General features: G+C 71.9%; 15 protein-coding genes and 4 pseudogenes. 12 read left to right on the top strand and 7 right to left on the bottom strand.

Translation table 11 applies throughout. The features are described 5' to 3' along the window. Positions 1-152: 152 nt before the first annotated feature. The 4 genes and pseudogenes from ACZ38L_RS16640 to ACZ38L_RS16625 all read right to left on the bottom strand — a co-directional run. A pseudogene (locus tag ACZ38L_RS16640) lies at positions 153-446 on the bottom strand (IS1634 family transposase); the annotation flags it as partial. Positions 447-695: 249 nt separating this feature from the next. Continuing rightward, positions 696-1193, bottom strand: a complete 498-nt coding sequence (locus tag ACZ38L_RS16635) for a nucleoside deaminase (protein WP_465693621.1) — start codon at positions 1191-1193, stop codon at positions 696-698. 148 nt (positions 1194-1341) lie between these two features. Continuing rightward, positions 1342-1812: a cyanase gene (cynS, locus tag ACZ38L_RS16630; protein WP_465693619.1), complete on the bottom strand. Its 471-nt coding sequence runs from the start codon at positions 1810-1812 to the stop codon at positions 1342-1344. Between the two features lie 136 nt (positions 1813-1948). After that, positions 1949-2536, bottom strand: coding sequence for a carbonic anhydrase (locus tag ACZ38L_RS16625; RefSeq protein WP_465693616.1), 588 nt, complete (start codon positions 2534-2536; stop codon positions 1949-1951). Positions 2537-2660: 124 nt separating this feature from the next. Here ACZ38L_RS16625 and cynR point away from each other — a divergent pair, with 124 nt between their 5' ends. The 6 genes from cynR (at position 2661) to ACZ38L_RS16595 (ending at position 8288) form a co-directional block, all read left to right on the top strand. Next, positions 2661-3584 (top strand): transcriptional regulator CynR, encoded by a 924-nt coding sequence (gene cynR, locus ACZ38L_RS16620; RefSeq protein ID WP_465693611.1) that lies wholly within the window; start codon positions 2661-2663, stop codon positions 3582-3584. A gap of 444 nt (positions 3585-4028) precedes the next feature. Then, entirely contained in the window at positions 4029-5054 is a 1026-nt protein-coding gene (locus tag ACZ38L_RS16615; protein ID WP_465693607.1) for a zinc-binding dehydrogenase, read from the top strand. Positions 5055-5175: 121 nt separating this feature from the next. Next, positions 5176-6224, top strand: a protein-coding gene (locus ACZ38L_RS16610; RefSeq protein WP_465693605.1) for an IS630 family transposase whose coding sequence is annotated in 2 segments (ribosomal slippage) — positions 5176-5656 and positions 5656-6224 — 1050 coding nt in all. Because the reading frame shifts where the segments join, the coding sequence is not laid out codon by codon here. Beyond that, positions 6202-6672 carry an acyl-CoA dehydrogenase family protein gene (locus tag ACZ38L_RS16605; RefSeq protein WP_465693601.1) on the top strand — a complete coding sequence of 157 codons (471 nt, stop codon included), beginning with the start codon at positions 6202-6204 and terminating at the stop codon, positions 6670-6672. The genes ACZ38L_RS16610 and ACZ38L_RS16605 overlap by 23 nt, the downstream gene beginning before the upstream one ends. After that, positions 6669-7736 carry an acyl-CoA dehydrogenase family protein gene (locus ACZ38L_RS16600; RefSeq protein WP_465693596.1) on the top strand — a complete coding sequence of 356 codons (1068 nt, stop codon included), beginning with the start codon at positions 6669-6671 and terminating at the stop codon, positions 7734-7736. Before ACZ38L_RS16605 ends, ACZ38L_RS16600 begins: the two co-directional genes overlap by 4 nt. A gap of 129 nt (positions 7737-7865) precedes the next feature. Further along, the gene (locus ACZ38L_RS16595; protein WP_465693593.1) at positions 7866-8288 is read left to right on the top strand and encodes a hypothetical protein; all 423 of its coding nucleotides are present in this window, start codon (positions 7866-7868) and stop codon (positions 8286-8288) included. Between the two features lie 272 nt (positions 8289-8560). On the opposite strand, the gene ACZ38L_RS16590 is transcribed toward ACZ38L_RS16595, so the two are convergent. Further along, positions 8561-9535 carry a hypothetical protein gene (locus tag ACZ38L_RS16590; protein ID WP_465693589.1) on the bottom strand — a complete coding sequence of 325 codons (975 nt, stop codon included), beginning with the start codon at positions 9533-9535 and terminating at the stop codon, positions 8561-8563. Between the two features lie 61 nt (positions 9536-9596). On the opposite strand from ACZ38L_RS16590, the gene ACZ38L_RS16585 reads away from it, so the two are divergent. The 3 genes from ACZ38L_RS16585 (at position 9597) to ACZ38L_RS16575 (ending at position 13139) form a co-directional block, all read left to right on the top strand. Continuing rightward, the gene (locus ACZ38L_RS16585) at positions 9597-10268 is read left to right on the top strand and encodes a TetR/AcrR family transcriptional regulator (protein ID WP_465693586.1); all 672 of its coding nucleotides are present in this window, start codon (positions 9597-9599) and stop codon (positions 10266-10268) included. 408 nt (positions 10269-10676) lie between these two features. After that, a complete protein-coding gene (locus ACZ38L_RS16580; RefSeq protein WP_465693583.1) occupies positions 10677-11942 on the top strand; it encodes a serine hydrolase domain-containing protein in 1266 nt (421 codons plus the stop codon). Positions 11943-12422: 480 nt separating this feature from the next. Continuing rightward, complete coding sequence (locus ACZ38L_RS16575) at positions 12423-13139, top strand: alpha/beta fold hydrolase (protein ID WP_465693581.1); 717 nt, start codon at positions 12423-12425, stop codon at positions 13137-13139. Positions 13140-13222: 83 nt separating this feature from the next. Here ACZ38L_RS16575 and ACZ38L_RS16570 read toward each other — a convergent pair whose 3' ends face one another. Further along, positions 13223-13678, bottom strand: coding sequence for a hypothetical protein (locus ACZ38L_RS16570; RefSeq protein WP_465693579.1), 456 nt, complete (start codon positions 13676-13678; stop codon positions 13223-13225). Between the two features lie 353 nt (positions 13679-14031). Between ACZ38L_RS16570 and ACZ38L_RS16565 the strand changes: the two genes are divergently transcribed. The 3 genes and pseudogenes from ACZ38L_RS16565 to ACZ38L_RS16555 all read left to right on the top strand — a co-directional run. Further along, positions 14032-14670 carry a DUF4232 domain-containing protein gene (locus tag ACZ38L_RS16565; RefSeq protein ID WP_465693574.1) on the top strand — a complete coding sequence of 213 codons (639 nt, stop codon included), beginning with the start codon at positions 14032-14034 and terminating at the stop codon, positions 14668-14670. A gap of 129 nt (positions 14671-14799) precedes the next feature. Next, positions 14800-14964: pseudogene (locus ACZ38L_RS16560) on the top strand (hypothetical protein); the annotation flags it as partial. Continuing rightward, a pseudogene (locus ACZ38L_RS16555) lies at positions 14909-15244 on the top strand (carotenoid oxygenase family protein); the annotation flags it as partial. The pseudogenes ACZ38L_RS16560 and ACZ38L_RS16555, both read left to right, overlap by 56 nt. A gap of 257 nt (positions 15245-15501) precedes the next feature. Here ACZ38L_RS16555 and ligA read toward each other — a convergent pair. Continuing rightward, a pseudogene (gene ligA, locus ACZ38L_RS16550) lies at positions 15502-17229 on the bottom strand (NAD-dependent DNA ligase LigA); the annotation flags it as partial. Between the last annotated feature and the right edge of the window lie 207 nt (positions 17230-17436).

The following is a 17436-nucleotide window of genomic DNA, read 5'->3' as shown; positions in this document are numbered from 1 at the left end:
TCCGAAGGGCCATGACCTTCATCTTCCGTGCAGCACCATTTCCAGAAGCTGCCCTACAATCAACTTCCTTTCCTGTTCAGGACGCAAGAGCTGCGGAAATGCCAAGAACGCGACCGTGCGGGCGTGTGCCCACGCGGTCGCGTTCTGGCTGGTCAGGACAGTTCTGCGGTGGTGATCCTGGGTGGCGGCTTGATGCCGCAGTCGCGGTAGATCGCGGCCTGCTCGCCGGCGAGCGGGGTGGTCTGGGTCAGCCGGCCGGCGTCGCCGGTGAGGGTGACCTCGTGGACGTGGCCGAGTTCGGTGCTGATCCGGTTCCAGGTCTGGCCGGTGCGGCGTTCGGCGACGCGGATCAGCAACAGTGCGAGCCAGCACAGCAGCACATGCGCGCGGATGCGGTGCTCGAGGCGGTGGAAGACCGGCCGCAGCTCCAGCACCGTCTTCAGGTCGGCGGGTTCGCCGTCGGCCCGGGCCTCCACCACCAGCAGGGGGGTGACGGTGGAGGAGTCCGGGGTGATGCCGAGTTCCTCGCGGACCTCACGGACCTCACGGACCAGGGTCTGCTCGATGGTCTCGCCGGGCTCGGTTTGCCGCCGGGCAGGTGGAAGCGTTCGCGGCCGTGGGTGCGGGCGGTCAGGAGCCGGCCCGCGTCCAGGTGGATCCAGGCCACCTTCCCGATCCCTTCCGGCACAGCGGGCTCAGGCGGTGGGGACGCCGGCCACGCGGCGCTCGCCGCCGTTGCGCTCCTGCCAGAACCGGTACACCTCGACGGCGTCCTCGCGGGGCTCGTGGCGCATGGGCAGCCGGCGGTCCTGCCAGGGCTTGGCGAACTCGTCGTAGAAGGTGTTCAGTTCGAAGTACTTGCGGTCGTCGACGTAGTGGGGCTCGTAGGCGTCGCGGGTGGTGAGGAAGACGACCTCGTCCGGGGAGCAGTAGTACAGCGAGCCCAGGCACATCGGGCAGGGGTGGGCGAGAACGTAGATGGTGGTGCCGGTCAGGTGCTCGGTGCCCAGCTTCGTGCAGGCCTCGCGGATGGCGAGGATCTCCGCGTGGGCGGTGGGGTCGCCGGTCTGGGCGACCCTGTTGGGGCTCTCGGCGAGGATCTCGCCGTCCTTGACGATGACGGTCGCGAACGGTCGGCCGCCCTCGGCGACGTTCTGGCGGGCGATGTCGATGGTGCGCTGGACGAAGTCCATGGAGGTTCTCCGGGGGTGGAAGGGGGATGCGGGGCCGCCTCGCGGGGCGGCGTGCGGGCCCGGGCGCCGTGGGGCGGGGCGGGCCGGCCGGAAGGGTGGTCCGGCCCGCCCCGTTGCTGCCCGCTGTGTGCGGGGCCCTGGTGTCGGGTCAGAAGGGCTTGGTCGGCAGGTACTTGCCGTCCAGGGTGATGACGGCGCGCTCGCCGCCCTCGGGGTCGGCGACCTTCTTCACGTCGAGCTTGAAGTTGATCGCGGAGATGATGCCGTCGCCGAACTCCTCGTGGACCAGGGCCTTGAGGGTGGTGCCGTAGACCTGGAGCATCTCGTAGAAGCGGTAGATGGTCGGGTCGGTCGGGATGCCGCCGGGGATCGAGCCGCGGGTCGGGATGGTCTGCAGCAGCATCGCCGCGTCCTCGTCCAGGCCCAGCAGCTCGGCGACCGCCTTGGCGGACTTGTCCGGCAGCGGGTGCTGGCCGAGTACCGCGGCGGTGGTGAAGGCCACCGACAGGCCGGAGACGTCGGCGATCTGCCGCCAGGAGAGGTTCTTGCGGGTCTTGGCCTCGACCGCGGCAACGGCCAGGGCTTCGCGGGCGGTGGAGTCGAACTGAGCGTGCACCATGATCGGTACGTCCTCTTTCTCTTGGTTTCTCTTGGGTGGACCACTTCACGGGGAGGAGGAGTGAAGTGGCAAGCGGGTGGGTGGACGGGGTTCCCGGCACGCTGTCGCGGACGGGGAACCGGATCCGGTAGGTGGGTCAGGCCGCGAGCGCGGGGCCTGCGGTGGGCAGTTCCTCGACGCCGCCGGTGACGATGTCGAAGACCCAGCCGTGCAGGGTGACCTTCCGCTGCGCCAGGGCGCGGGCGACCGAGGGGTGAGTGGCCAGGTTCGCCAGCTGCGCGTACACGTTCTGCCGCACCAGGGCGGAAACGTCACCGGCGGCGGTGGTGCGGGCCTGGGAGGCGTCCGCGTGCCGCAGCCAGGCGGCGACGGCCGGGGCACCGCCGAGGTCGTGGTCCTGGGCGAGTGCGGTCATCGCGCCGCACGCGGAGTGGCCGCAGACGATGATGTCCTTCACGCCCAGTGCGGCGACGGCGTACTCGATGCTCGCCGCCACCCCGTCGGCTTCGGGGCGGTAGGCGGGCACCAGGTTGCCCGCGGTGCGGATGACGAACAGGTCGCCCGGCTCGGCACCCGTGATCAGCTCGGGCACGACGCGGGCGTCGGAGCAGCCGATGAACAGCGTGTGCGGCGTGTGGTTCGTGGCCAGGTGGGCGAAGAGCTCCGCCTTGGCCGGGAAGACGTCCCGCTGGAAACGGGCGACGCCCTCGGTGAGGTCCTGCATGGTCACTTCCTTCGGTGGCGACCGGCCCCTCCGGGCTGGTGGGATCCACCATGCATGACCTGTGCGTATAGTGTCCAAGAGTCGCTAACCATGGAACCCATTGGTCATATCTATAGTCTCTTCCATGGCCGCTCTCGAACTGCGTCACCTGCGCTACCTGCTCGCCGTCGCCGAACACGGCAACTTCACCCGCGCCGCCGAGGACCTGCACATCTCCCAGCCCACGCTCTCCCAGCAGATCAAGCAGCTGGAGCGAACCCTGGGCGTGCAACTGCTGGACCGCACCGGCCGCGCGGTACGGCTCACCGACGCCGGCGCCGTCTACACCGACCACGCCCGGCGCGCACTGCGCGACCTGGCCGCCGCCGAACGCGCCGTCCACGACGTCCAGGACCTCTCCCGCGGCCACCTGCGCCTGGGCATCACCCCCACCTTCACCGCCTACCTCATCGGCCCGCTCACCGCCGAACTCCACACCCGCCACCCCGGCATCAGCCTCACCCTGGCGGAGACGACCCAGGACCGCATCGAAGCCGCCCTGCTCGCCGACGACCTCGACCTCGGCATCGCCTTCACCGGCCCCCACCCGCCCGGCATCACCGCCACCCCGCTGTTCACCGAGACCCTCAGCCTCGTCACCAGCACCCCGCACGCCCCCACGACACCGGCCCCGCTACCCGTCCACGCCCTGATGGGCGAACAACTGGCGCTGCTCAGCGGCGACTTCGCCACCCGCAGCCACATCGACGGCTACTTCGCCGACCACCGCATCGCACCCCGCATCACGGTCGAGGCCAACTCCATCCAGGCCCTCACCGAAATCGTCCGACGCACCCCTCTGGCCACCGTCCTGCCCGACGCCATCACCCACGACCACCCCCACCTCACCCCCGTCCCCCTCGACCCGCCCCTGCCCACCCGCACCGTCACCCTCCTGCACCGGCAAGGCGCCTACCACAGCGCCGCCACCCGCGCCTTCACCGAGCTCACCCACGACCTCGTCCAAACCCGCGGCTACACCCCACCGCCAAGCCAACCCCCGAAGTAGCCAGGGGCGCACGCGGGTTGGTGCGAGCCGCGGGCGGCCTCGGTGCACGGTCCGGCGCGGCCACCGGGACGCGGGGTGGGATCGGCGCGTCACCCGCCACCCCGCGCGTCCTTGGCCAGCCCGAACGAACTGCGGTCACCGTGACCCGGCTTGAGGCTGGAGAGCGCTGAAACACCTGCGGGGGGCCGCCGCGGCGGCCGGCCCGGCGCCGGCAGACGGACCTCGCCGCCGGCACCCCGCCCGCCCGGATGGCGGCGACGGCGGGTGGGCGCCCGCAGTGTGCGGGGTCCCCCGCCGTGGGCCAGGCTGGGAGACGCGGCGCGCCGGCGGGCACATTCCCGTTCGGACCGGCCGCCGGGGGCGGTGCGGCCCCGCGCACTCGTGGATTGCCCATGGATTGCCGGTGGGGCGATGAGATCCTTGGTATTCAGAGGACCAGGCGAAGTGGGCGTCGTGGAGAAACCGATCCCCCGGCCCGGACCCAACGACGCCGTGGTGCTCACGACCGCGGCCATGGTGTGCACTTCCGATGTCCACACGGTGAGGGGCGCGATCCCGGTCCGCTCCGGCGTCACCCTGGGACACGAGGCCGTGGGAACGGTCCATGCGCTCGGATCGGCCGTCGAGGGGATCCGCGTCGGCGAGCGCGTCGCGGCGAGTGGGGTCACCCCCTGCTTCCAGTGCGAGTTCTGTCAGCGCGGGCTCTCCTCGCGGTGCGGCGGCAGGATGATGGGGGGCGCCAAGTTCACCGTCCGGGTGGAGGGGAGCCTGGCCCAGTACTTCCTCGTCAACAACGCGCAGGCGAACCTCGCCCCGATTCCCGATGCCCTCTCCGACCATCAGGCGCTGTACGCGACGGACATGCTGTCGACCGGGTTCGTGGCGGCCGAACACGCGGAACTCGACTTCGGCCACACCGTCGCGATCTTCGCGCAGGGAGCCGTGGGTCTTTCGGCCACCATCGGGTGCGGGCTGCGCGGTGCCGGCCTCATCATCGCCGTCGAGTCACTGCCCGAACGCGCGGAGCTGGCGCGTCACTTCGGTGCCGACGTGGTCGTCGACCACACGCGGTGCGATCCGGTGGCGCGGATCCTGGAACTGACGGACGGCCAGGGCGTCGATGCCGCGATAGAGGCGCTGGGAACGCCCGCGACCTGGGAAGCGACGTTGCGCGTCACCAAACCCGGCGGGCGCATCTCCAACGTCGGCTACCACGGCGAGGTGTCCGAACCGCTGACCATCCTCCTGGAGGCGTTCGGATACGGCATGTCCGACAAGCAGGTCTACGGCGGGCTCAACCGGGGAGGCCGGGAGCGGCTGCGCCGCATCTTCCGGCTGGTGGAGAACGGCAGGGTCGACCCCACCCGGATGACCACGCACGAGTTCGGCTTCGACGAGATCGAACGGGCGTTTTCGATGATGGCGGAACGGGCCGACGGGATCATCAAGCCGCTGATCCACTTCGGCTGAGGCGCGAGTTCCTCGGCCTGCTCAAGGCCCTGCGGACCCGCCGGCCCCGGGGGAGCCGGCCCCGCAACTGAGGTTGTCTTGAGGGGGTGACAAGTGGTGATCCTTTCGCTACTCCATGGATATGAGGTACGCGGATGGCGGCGGATTGACCGCTGCGGGGCGAGCGAAGCGGGAGCGGGTGCGTTTCGAGGCCGTGGAGTTGTTCGAGTTGGGGGTGCAGCCGCCGGAGGTCGCGCGGCGTCTGCGGGTGTCAAGGAAGTCTGCCTATGCCTGGTATGCCAGGTGGCGGGACGGCGGGGTCGAAGCCCTGGTCTCCAAGGGATCGGGCCCGCGGTGCCGGCTGGACGCGGAACAACTGGCGCGGCTTGAGGTCGAGTTGGAGCGAGGGCCGGCGGTGCACGGCTGGACGGAGGACCAGCGCTGGACCCTGGCGCGGATCGTGGTGCTCGTCCGCCGGCTGTTCAAGGTCTCCTACAGTCTGAAGGGCATGTCGCTGGTGTTGCACCGGATCGGCTGGAGTGTGCAGGTTCCGGTGCACCGGGCGGTGGAGCGCGACGAGGCGGCGGTGGCCGCCTGGCGGGAAGGGACCTGGCCTGAGGTGGGAAAACGGCACGGGACCAGGGCGCGTGGGTGGTCTTCGAGGACGAGGCCGGTCAGTCACTGAGGCCGCCGAAGGCGCGCACCTGGTCCCGCAAAGGTGTCACTCCCGTCGTGAAGGTCACCGGGAAGGGCTCGGGACGTGTCTCGCTCGCCGGGCTCGTGTGCACTCGACCGGGCCGGCCCTCCCGGTTGATCTACCGGATGCTGGTCCACCACGGCCGCAAGGGCGAGAAGAAGGGCTTTCGCGAGAGGGACCTCGCCCGTCTGCTGGACGCTGCACACCAGCAACTCGGCAGCCCGATCGTGCTGGTGTGGGACAACGCCACCGCCCACACCGACCACGCGATGCGCGAGCTCATCGCGGCCCGGTCCTGGCTGACCGTCTTCCGCCTCCCCGTGTACGCCCCAGACCTGAACCCCGCCGAAGGTGTGTGGGCGCACCTGAAGAAGAGCCTGGCCAACCTCGCACCCCACTCCACCGACCAGCTCGCCGCCGCCATACCGCTTCAACGCCTTCCACCTGGCGGGCGTCGACGTCCCGGAGGGCATGCTGCTCGGGCGTCAGGGTGATGGCTGGAAGCAGGTCACCGGCGAGCTGGCCTTCGAACGCAGCGGCCCGGAACGCTACCTCTCCACCTTCCCGCTGCTGGTCTCCCTGCTCCGTGAACTCGAGCAGCGCGCCGCGACGGCGGAACAACTGGCCCAGCTCGGCATCCTGACGGCCCGGCTGCACAGCGTCCGCCGGCTCTCCCTCGGCGTGGCCGCCGCACTGGACGCCGCAGCCTCGCCCGACACCCAGGCCGCCCTGGTCAAGGACCTCGGCACCCGCCTGGAGGGCACGCTGATCGACACCGTCCGCGGCGTCCTGCCGACGCCGGCCGACCCGCACGCCACCCCCGGCAGCCACTCCGAACTGCTCGCCTTCGCCCTGCTGCACAGCCCTGGCTACACCCTGCGCGGCGGCACCAACGAAATCCTTCGCGGCATCATCACTCGCGGTCTGGAGCAGCACTCTTGAACACCCACACCATCGTCACCGACAGCCCCGTCATCTCCGCCGCCGACTACGACACCGCGGCCTTCTTCGCCGACCCGGACGCCATCGCCGTCGTCACCAACACCACCGCCCCGGACGCCGTGGCCCTCCCGTCCCCCGACGCCGACACCGCCGAACTCCTGGCCGCCGCCCAGGAGGCCGGACGCCGCGCCGTCCCCGCCCCGTTCGCCGAAACCGCCCTGGTCGCTCGCCCGCTGCTGCGCCGCGCCGGCCTCGCCGTCCCGGACGGTCCGCTCAGCTACGCCATCGCGCCCGAGCTGACGATCCGCCACGCCCATCCGGCCGCCTCCGCCGTCGGCTCGGGCGGCAGCGTGGGCGAGGATGACACCCTGCTGGTCACCGGCACCCTGCGGCGCATCCCCTGGGCCCGCGATGCCACCCGCGTGATCGTGCTGGCCACCGCCCCCTGCGGTCCCGTCCTCTTCACCCTCGCCCCGGGCCGGGCCGTCCTCACCCCCGGCGGCAACCTCGCCGAGGAACCCCGTGACGACCTGCACCTGGCCGCTCTCGAGATCCCCGCCGCGCAGGTCCGCCGGATCCCTCGGGAACTGTTCGAGGAGGCCGAACTCCGCGCGGCCCTGGCCCGGGCGGCCCTGATCGCCGGCGCCGCCGAACGCTGTGTCGAACTGACCGTCGCCCACACCGGCGCCCGCACCCAGTTCGGCCGCCCGCTCAGCCGCTTCCAGGCCGTCAAGCAGGAGGAGGCCCGGCTGATCGAGGAGAGCGCCCTGGTCCGCGCCGCCGTCCAGGCCGCCGCCGCGCCGCTGGACACCGGCGGCCCCGCCGCCCGGTTCAGCGTCTCCGCCGCCAAGACCCAGGCATCCGCCTCGGCTGCCGAGATCGCCCGGATCGCCCACCAGCTGCACGGCGCCATCGGCATCACCAAACTCAGCCCGCTCCACCTGGCCACCACCCGCCTGTGGTCCTGGCGGGACGAGGACGGCGACGAGACCACCTGGGCAGCCCGCCTGGCCCGGTCCGTCACCGCCGCCGCCCTGTGGCCAGCCCTGACCACCACGCCCTGACCCCGCGCCGCCGACCGGACCACGCCGTGCGGTCGGGGCGGGATCGCGGTCGAGGTGTCGCGCTCGGCTCAGCCGCGAGGCTGAGGGGAATCCCCTCCCTTCAGGGAGGGGGAGGAAGTCAACTGGTCGGTGACCCTCCCGTGCGGCACCTGCGACCGCTGCACGGCCGGCATCACCACCAAGGGCCACACCGTACGCAAGGCCGGCCACGAGTCCCGGAACTCCCCCTGGGGACTGTCCGGCGGCTACGCCCGGCACGTGCTGCTCCCCGCCGGCATGCCGATCGCCGCCGTCGACGACGCCCTGCCGGACGCCCTCGCCGCACCCGCCGCCCTCGCCCCGGAGGCGGTGGTCCGCCGCCACCTGTCCGTGGTCGGTGTGCACAACTACGAACCACGCCACCTGACCGCGGCACTGGACTTCCTGGCCCGGACCCGCGACCGGTTCCCCTGGCAGGACCTGGTGGCCGACCCCGTACCGCTGGAGCAGATCGGCGACCTGCCGCTCGCACCTCCCGGGACGAAGCCGCGGTACTCGATCGCCCCGCGCTGAGCGCCGCCGGCGCTCGCCACCGTCCACCGGACCTGACGCCCCGAGCTGGTGTCCGGCGGCCCAGGTCGCGGGTGACGGGTGGCAGTTCCACGCCGCCGGACCTGACTCTCGTCGTCCGTGGGAGTCGGGTTTCCGGCGGCGTTGACGGGCCGGGGGCACCCCTCTGGCGTCCCGTGCCCGGGGCGGGGGCACCTACCGGCGGATCACCGCCGGGAACGGTGGTTCGGCGTCCGCCCGATCTGAAAGCAGCGCGACCCCTGGCGGACGCGACGTCACCGAGCCGGGGCGACCGGCGCCTTGTCCAGTTCCTTGATGAGTTGCCGGTAGGTCGCGAAGGCCGGCTTGGGGGTGTAGTCGTCGCGCAGCAGGCCGAAGTGGTGGAAGAGCCCTTCGGCGTTGCTGTCGGCGTCCCGCAGGGCGAAGAGCGAGTAGCCGTCGATGTTCAGGTCGGTGGCGAGGGCGGCGACGGTCCGGATGACGGTGTCGAGGGCGGCGGCCTGTCGCTGCTCGGTGCGGCCGGGGCCGGTCGGCCAGCCGTTCTCGCAGATGCGGATCGGGACGGTGCCGGGGATGCCGGCCTGCGGCAGGCTGGTGCGGCGGAACGCCGTGAGGACCCCGGTGACGGCGCCCGCCAACTGGTCGGCCGCGATGGGCCGGAACACGTCCGGGAAGAAGTCCAGGCCGACGTAGTCCAGGCTCTGCCGGAAGCGCGCGTCGGCCAGGGCGCCGAGTTCGGACCAGAAGGTGTCGGCCGGGTCGAAGGTCGGCACGGCGTTGAAGCCGACCGCCACACGGTGGCCGAGGGATCGGGCCTCCTGCTTGGCGGCGACGACACCCTGGACGAGTGCGTTCAGGACGTTGGGGATGCTGCCGTCGACGACGGGGAGGTTGAGGTTGGGCTCCTCGCAGATCTGGACGGATGCCAGCTCGGATCCACCGGTCCGGACGACCTCGCGGACGAACTCCGGCCAGCCGTCCAGCTCGCCGGACGGCTCGCGGAACTGCAGCACGAGGTCCAGGGTGCGCCCGCGCCGGAGGTGGGCGTGCGGGTCGGCGGGCGCGGGCGGCGGCGGTGTCACGGTGGCGGCGAACGAGCGGTAGGCGCGCACCGCCAACGTGGCCGCGTCGCCCTGGAGTTCGTCGAGGGCGTCGATGACGCGGTTCGGCTCGTCCGGTCGGACCGGATGGATGATGCCCTGGTCGTCGCCCAGGAGGCCGCCGGGATAGATGCCGAAGGTCATGGTCATGCTGGCCCCACCCCAAATCTTGGTGTCACACCAAATTTGTGGCGACACTATCATGTGCGACATGGGCCTTCGAGAGATCAAGAAGCGGCAGACCCGCACGGCGATCGCCGACGCGGCCCTGCCGCTCTTCCTGGAGCACGGCTTCGACCAGATCACGGTCGCCGAGGTGGCACGGCACGCGGGCGTGTCCACCAACACCGTGTTCAACTACTTCCCCGCCAAGGAAGACCTGTTCTTCGACCGCCAGGCCGAGGTCGAGAACCACCTCGCCACCCTGGTGCGCGACCGACCCCCCGGCACCTGCCCCGTCGAGGCCGTCCGCGACGACCTGCTCTCCGCCCTACGGCAGGACCACCCCATGCTCGGGCTCCGGCCCGGAGCGCCCGCGTTCTGGCAGGTCATCCAGGACAGCCCGGCCCTGCGCGCCCGCGAACGCGAGATCGGCGAACACATCGAGGCCGCTCTGGCGACCGCTCTGACCGAGCATCCGCCGAACGCGGCGGACACCACCGGCCAGGCCGGCCACGCGTTGCCCGTGCTCCTCGCGGGCGCCATCGCCGGAACGCACCGCGCCGCCCTGCGCGAGCTCCGACGACGCATCATGTCCGGCGAACCGCCCGCGCGCGCCCGCGACGCCGTCGCCTCGGCGGCCCTCCAGACGTTCGACCTGCTCTGCTCCGGACTTCACACAGGCGGCGAACGGACGTCGCAGGAGCCACGGCTCCCCCGGTGAGAGCGCCCGGAACGAAGTCCCGCTGACACAGGCGCTGTTCGAAACCCGGGTTCCGGCCCACCTTCGGTGCTGGCTCGTCGGCGCTCGTTCCGTCTCGGCCAAGGCCGACGGGACCAGAGGGAAGGACCGCCGGGCCGGCTGGGGCTGGCATGCGGTCAGCGTGGGGCGGAGCCGGCCGGCTCCAGATTCCCCAACACCCGTGAGCAGTCCCAGGACACCGGCAACACCCCCGGGGCCACACCATCCGGTCCCCGGACCACCCCACGCCTCGACCAGCGACCCCTGGAACGTCATCGGGGTTCCGTCCCAGGGGCGGCCCAGGGTTGTTCCCGATACCCCCGGGCCACCCGCCTCGCAAAGATGTTCCTGACGGACCGCCAGTTGCCGAACCACCAGCCGGAGTCACAGATGAACACCCTCGCCCGCCGCATCGCCACCCTGAGCCTGGCCTGCTCCGCCCTGATCGCCACCACCGCTGCGGGCGGGACGACGGCCTTCGCGGCCGCGCCCAGATCCTCGGGCGGCGGAACACCAGCGTCCGCTCCCGGGTTCCCGGCGCTGGACCCGGCCGCACTGCAGGCGGCCATCGACATCCGTCCCAGCGACCAGGCAGCCGGCGCCATCGCGCGGGTCGCCGAGCCGGGGCAGCTGTGGCGCGGCTCCTCCGGCGACACCGTGACCGGCCGGAAGGTCGCGGACAACGCGCACTTCCACATCGGCAGCATCTCGAAGACGTTCGAGAGCGTGGTGATCCTCCAGCTGGCGGCGGAGGGACGGATCGATCTGGACCAGAGCGTGCAGTCCTACCTGCCCGGCCTGATCCCGGCCAGCTTCGCCCCGATCACCGTTCGCGAGCTGCTCGACATGACCAGCGGCCTGCCGGACGTCTTCGAGGGCGGGCCGGTACTGACCGCGGACCAGCAGATCGCCGAACACCTCCAGTACCGCACCTTCGACGACGAGATCGAGGGAACCCTGCGCCCCACCGGCCGCCCCTGGCCGACCGCGCACTTCGCGCCCGGCACGGAGCAGCAGTACAACTCCCTCGGCTTCCGGATCGGCGGTGCGCTGATCGAGCACATCACCGGCAGGTCCTACAAGGCCGAGGTGACCAGCCGGATCCTGGAGCCGCTGCACCTGAACCAGACCTCGGTGCCCGAGGACGACCCGACCATGCCCAAGCCCTACCTGCACGGCTACCTGGTCAACAGCCAGGGCCAGCCCGTGGACGTCAGCGAGCAGGGCGGCGACCCGTCCAACATGATCTCCACCCCCGCCGACCTGGACCACTTCATCAGCGCGCTGTTCAAGGGCGAACTGCTGCCGCCCGCCCAGCTGAACGAGATGTTCACGCTGCCCACGGGACCCGACGGAAAGGTCGTCCCGTACGCGGACGACTCCGACTGCCTCAACGGCGGCAAGCCCGGCCCGGCCTGCTTCGGTGCCGGACTGATGGCCGTCCCGCTCCCCAACGGCCAGACGCTGTGGGGCAAGACGGGACACGACTTCGGCTACGCGAACGGGATGTTCGCCACCCGGGACCTCTCGGTGCGAGCGGTGTTCTCGGTCTCCACCACGGCGGCCAACAACGGCGCCCCCACCGCCTTGTCGAACCGGCTGCTGGAGGCGGTGCTGGCGCCGCAGGCCAACGGGAACCCCGAGAGTCGGAGTTAGCCGGCCAAGCGCCCGCGGGCGCGGCCGGCGCGCCTTGCCCGAAGTCCAGCCACGCTGACTCCGCGGCGTGGCTGGCGGGGCGTGTACGGCGTCCACGCCCCGCCGCACCGACCGGGCCGACGCCAACAGCAGCGCAGGTCTGCGCGGCGCCGAAGGGCTCGGGATGTCAGCGGCCATCCGGATCTCGGCCGCTGACATGCGTAGCGGGTGCAGCTGTCACTCCGATGCCGCGCCGATTTCACCCGATTGCGCCGAAGGGCGGGCGCGGTGGCGGCAGCGCGTGAACGCTGATGCGTGCGGTAACCCTCAAGGGAATGCGGGGACAGCATGATGACATCTGCGGCCCATGGCATCCGACGCCGTGCCCGGCGTCTCCACCTTGCCGCGGCGATGTGCGCCGCGGCCGCGTTGTGCTCGGCTCCGGGAGCACCGGCTGTCGCGGCCAGCGGCGCGGGCGGCGGGAAGCCGACCATCGTGCTGGTGCACGGTGCCTTCGCCGACGGATCCAGCTGGAACGGGGTGATCGAACGGCTCGAACGCCGCGGCTACCCGGTCATGGCCCCGGCCAACCCACTGCGAGGGCTGTACGGCGACTCCGCGTACATCGCCTCCGTGCTCAGGAGCGTCAAGGGGCCCGTGGTGCTGGCCGGCCACTCGTACGGCGGCGCCGTGATCAGCACGGCCGCAGCCGGCAATCCCCAGGTCAAGTCCCTGGTGTACATCTCGGCGCTGATGCCCGACGTGGGTGAGAGCGGCATGTCGTTGTCCGCCCGGTTCCCCAGTGCCCTGGGCACCGCCACCAGGTCCGTGCCGTACCAGGCGGGCGGCGGTGTCACCGGGACCGACCTGTACCTCGAGCACGACAAGGTGTACCCGGTCTTCGCCGCCTGCCTGCCAGCCAACGAGGCGAACCTGCTGGCCGTCACCCAGCGGCCCGCGGCCACCACCGCCTTCTCGGAGAAGGCCAAGGTCGCGGCGTGGAAGTACATCCCGTCCTGGGCGCTTGTCGGCCGACAGGACATGACCATCAACCCGGAGCAGGAACGCTTCGAGGCCAAGCGCGCCCACTCCCACACCGTGGAGATCGACACCTGCCACGTGTCCCCGATCGCCCGTCCCGACGCCGTCGCCGACCTGATCCTCCAGGCGGCCACCGCCACCGCGACGACCGGGAGCACACTGCCGCGCCGCGGGTGAGCACGTGGCCGGTGGAGCGGTGGCATCGGGCCTGCGCGAACGCGGCGGGACCGGGCGCTGTCGAAGGGAGCACCACCGTCGGGCTATGCCTCGAGCGGGGGCGCGAGCAGCATCGGCCAGTCCTCACAGGTGGCGAGCAGCTCGTCCAGTGGAACGTCCGGGCCCGCGGTGAAGACGGCGGTCCCTTCGGACAGTCGTACGGACGGCTCCGGGCCGGCCGCTGTCTGCGCGCGCAGGACCACCACGGCCTCCGGGTCGACGGCCGACCGACCAGGGAAGTCGGCGGGGTCCACGCCGATCGCGCGCAACGCGGCCGGGTGGACGGCGACGTCGACCACCAGCCGGGCGCCGTCGCGTGCGTGCTCGGCCCAACCGTCGGTCGGCAACAGGCAGGCCCACCCGTTGACCTCGTGGCAGTGGGTGCCGAGCCGGGCCACGGCACGCTCCCCGGGCGTTCCCTCGGGATCGACAACGAGGACGGCGACGGGCAGATCCGGTTCATCGGGGTCGACGCCAGGGTGAACGTACAGCCGGCTCACAGGAGAACCTCCTCGTGCCAGTCGAACTCTGCTGGGACTGGCGAAACTTCACCGCGACCGGACAGCAGGGAGCTGTCCTGCGAGGAGTGTGCCCGACGAGCAGGCCGTGGACCCACGCGACGGCATACGGCATGCGGCGGGAAGGTACAGCAGGCAGCCTGCCGCCCGAGGGGGCGGCCCACGCAGGACTCGGGCCGGCGGTCATGAGTGCCTCTCAGGAAAATCTCATCCAGACGCAACCGGCCTGGCCTTTCCCGCCGTCCTCACCTCCGAGTACGCACCGTCGGGCGGGCAGAGGTGACCCGTCGGCTGTCCTGACGATCCGGGGGGGATCCATGCGCTCGCGCTTACTGTTGACGGTTTCCGTATCCGCGCTGCTGGCCGGGCTCAGCCTGACGGCCTGCGGTTCCAGCTCCACGGCCGGCCCTCCGAAGGCCGGTGGGGCCGCGCCGGTGCCCGCCGCACCGATCGCGGGTCAATCCGCCGCACCGGCCGTGGCCACGGCTCCGGTCTCCGCCACGACCATGGCGTCGACGGGCTCCGGCGACCCGCAGGCCGCCCACTGCCGTACGCAGAACCTGAGGTGGACGCTCACCCTCCTCGCCGACGCGAGCAGCAGCACGAAGGACCCGGCGAACGCCGAACTCGTCGCCGCCAACCCGGGCTCCGACAGCTGCACCCTGGCCGGCTACCCGAAGCTCGAGTTCCGCGTGGGCAAGGGGCCGCAGGCCCTCGGGGTCGGGAAGGGCAGCCCTGCCCCGGTGACGCTGGGCGCGGGCAAGAAGGCGGTGATCGCCCTGCGCTACTCCGAGTTGAACGGCAAGGGTCCGGACAGCGGCAACTGCGTTTCCGTTACTGCCAGTTCCGCCGGCGTGGCCGCGCCGGGTGACAGCGCCGAAGCCCGGGTCCCGGTGGTGGACCAGAACGGCAAGCCGGCCGAGATCTCCATCTGCGGCGACGAGGTCCGCATGAGCCCGCCGGTCGCCCGGTAGCGACCGTCCGCGGCCACTCCACCGCCGCCGGGCGCGCGCTTCCGCCGCACGTGCGCTCCCCCGGCCGTACCCGTCCGGCGGCCACAGCGCGCGTTCCTGACACCGGTGCGCACCCAGTCCTGGGGGGAGATGGCCCAGCACCGGCCACTGGTGGTGTTGACCGACCACTCCGGCATCCCCTACGGCTGGAACGACCAGCAGCCCGCCCGCATCGGCGTCATGCCCCGCGGAAGCGACGGTGCCCAGCACGTCCGCTGGTTCTCCATCGAACCGGGCAACCTGCTGCACGTCGCCAACTCCTACGAGGACGGCCAGGGCCGCATCGTCCTGGAAGGCCCCACCGTGGACCGGGAGGGATTCCACCTCTCCTGGAACTGGTGGGTCGGCGCCCCCGGACGTGGCGCCGAGCCTGCTCGCGCTGTGCGAGGCGAACATCCCCTTCGAGCTCACCCGGGAGCTGGAAACGGTCGGCGCCTTCGACTTCGACGGCAAGCTGCGCACCGCGATGACCGCGCACCCCAAGGAAGACCCGGTGATGGGGGAGCTCCACTTCTTCGGCTCCTCGCCCTTCCCGCCCTACCTCGTGTACTACGTCGCCGACGCCAAGGGCCAGATCGTCCACAGCGCCGAGATCCCGGGAGCGGGCGCGTCGCCCGCTCCTACACCCGCCGTTGGGTGGTCGACACGACGGCCGGCAGCGTCGACGAGCAGATCATCGACGACCTGCCGGTGGAATTCCCGGCCTCAACGAGCAGTACCTGGGCGCCGAGAACCGCTACCCCTACGCCATCTCCTTCCCCGACGAGAAGGGCTCGTCCCGGCCGTGCCCCCACCCAGCGCCGCGAGCTTGTCGAGGACGGGCGCGACCTCGGCGAGCTCGGCGACGATGGCCCGGGCCTTCTCCGTGCCGATCCCATCGACGCCGGCCAGTGTCTCGGCGTCGGCCGCGCGGATGGCGGCCATGCTGCCGAAGTGCGCGGCGATCCGGCGCGACATGGTGCGGCCGGTGCCCCGGATCCCGGGGGCGCAGAACACCCGGTTCAGCGGCTGCGCGCGGGCGGTCCCGATCGCGGCGAGGAGGTTGTCGGCGCTGGTCTCACCCATGCGCTTTCAGGGTGAGCAGCTGCTCCCGGGTGAGGGTGAACAGGTCGGCGACGTCGGCGACGAGGCCCGCTTCGACCAGCTGGACGGCCCGGGTGCCGCCGAGTCCCTCGATGTCGAGCTGGTCACGGCCCGCCGCGTAGAGGATCGAGGCGACGGCCTGGCAGTCGCGGCCGCGCACGCAGCGCCAGCGCTGTTCGGCGCGGTCGATGGCGTCGCCGCAGCGCGGGCAGGCCTCGGGGAAGACGATCGGCTCCTCGGCACCGGTGCGCTCGTCGACCACCGGCGCTTCCACGCGCGGGATCACGTCTCCGGCGCGGTAGACGAAGACCCTGTCGCCGATCATCAGGCCGCGCCGGGTGATGTCCGCCGGGTTGTGGAGCGTCGCGAACGTGACGGTGACGCCGTCGATCACCACTGGTTCCAGGACGGCGCGCGGGGCGATGATCCCGGTGCGTCCGACGTTCCACTCGACGTCGAGCAGCCGACTGACCTGGTGCTGGGCGGCCAGCTTGCGGGCGACGGCCCAACGGGGCGCGCGGGACCCGGAACCGGCCTCCTCCTGGTCGGCGGCGGAGTCGGCCTTGATGACGATGCCGTCGATACCGAACGGCAGCGCCGCGCGCAGGGCGGCGATCTCGGCGACCCGCTGCTCGACCTCCTCGATGACGGCGCGGCGCACCGGCCGCGCCGCCGTGGTGGCGGCGGTGTTGGCGCCGAGGGCGGCGAGGCGCTCCAGGAGGCGGGTGTGGGTGATGCCGTCGTCGAGCCCCACGGCGCCGTAGGCGAAGAAGGTCAGCTCCATGCGGTAGGGGCGGTCCTTGGCCCCCAGGGTGCCGGCAGCATCGTTGCGCGGGTTGGCGAACGGGGTGGCACCGTGGTCGGCGCGCACCCGGTTGGCGGAGTCGAACTGCTCCTGGGTGAGCAGGACCTCGCCGCGCAGCTCGACGTCGAGGGGCTCAGCCAGTTCCGCGGGCAGGCCGAGGACCGCGTCGGCGGCGTGGGTGATGTCCTCCCCGGCGAGGCCGTCGCCCCGGGTGATCACCTGGTGCAGGCGCCCCGCCCGGTGACGGGCCGCGACGGCCAGGCCGTCCAGCTTCGGCTCCACGCACCAGCCGGCGACCGGCCGTCCCAGCCTCCGCTCCAGCCCGGCGGCCCAGTCGGCCAGTTCCTCGGCCGAGAACACGTTGTCCAGGGACAGCATCGGCGCACTGTGCGGGACGTCGCCGCCAACCGCGCCGCCGGCGACCTTGCCGGTCGGGGAGTCGGGCAGCACCCGGTCCGGGTGCTCACGCTCGTAGACCTCGATCGCCCGCACCAGGGCGTCGTACTCGTCGTCACCGAGCGGGGTGGAGCCGTCGGCGTGGTACGCGGCGCAGGCCCGCACGGCGGTGGCACGGCTTCGGCGTAGGCGGACGGGGAGAGCAGCGGAGCGGCTTCGTCGATCATGCCGCGCATCATCCCCACCAGTACTGACAGTGCTGGGCATCCAAGGGCGCAACCGCCCCACGGTCACCGGCCCGGTGCCGGTGAGCGTCCGGGGTCCGGCGGGCGGGCGCGGCGGTGCGCGGTCGGCCGGGCCCCGGGGCGGGGCGGTAGCGGGTTCGAGCGGATGAACGGCGCGCCGGTCAGGTCGCGTCTTGCTGGGCGATCCCGGTGTTAGGA

Source organism: Kitasatospora sp. NPDC024654 (assembly GCF_055559155.1).
The sequence above is the reverse complement of the archived record's forward strand: the minus strand, read 5'-3'. Positions and strand labels throughout refer to the sequence as shown.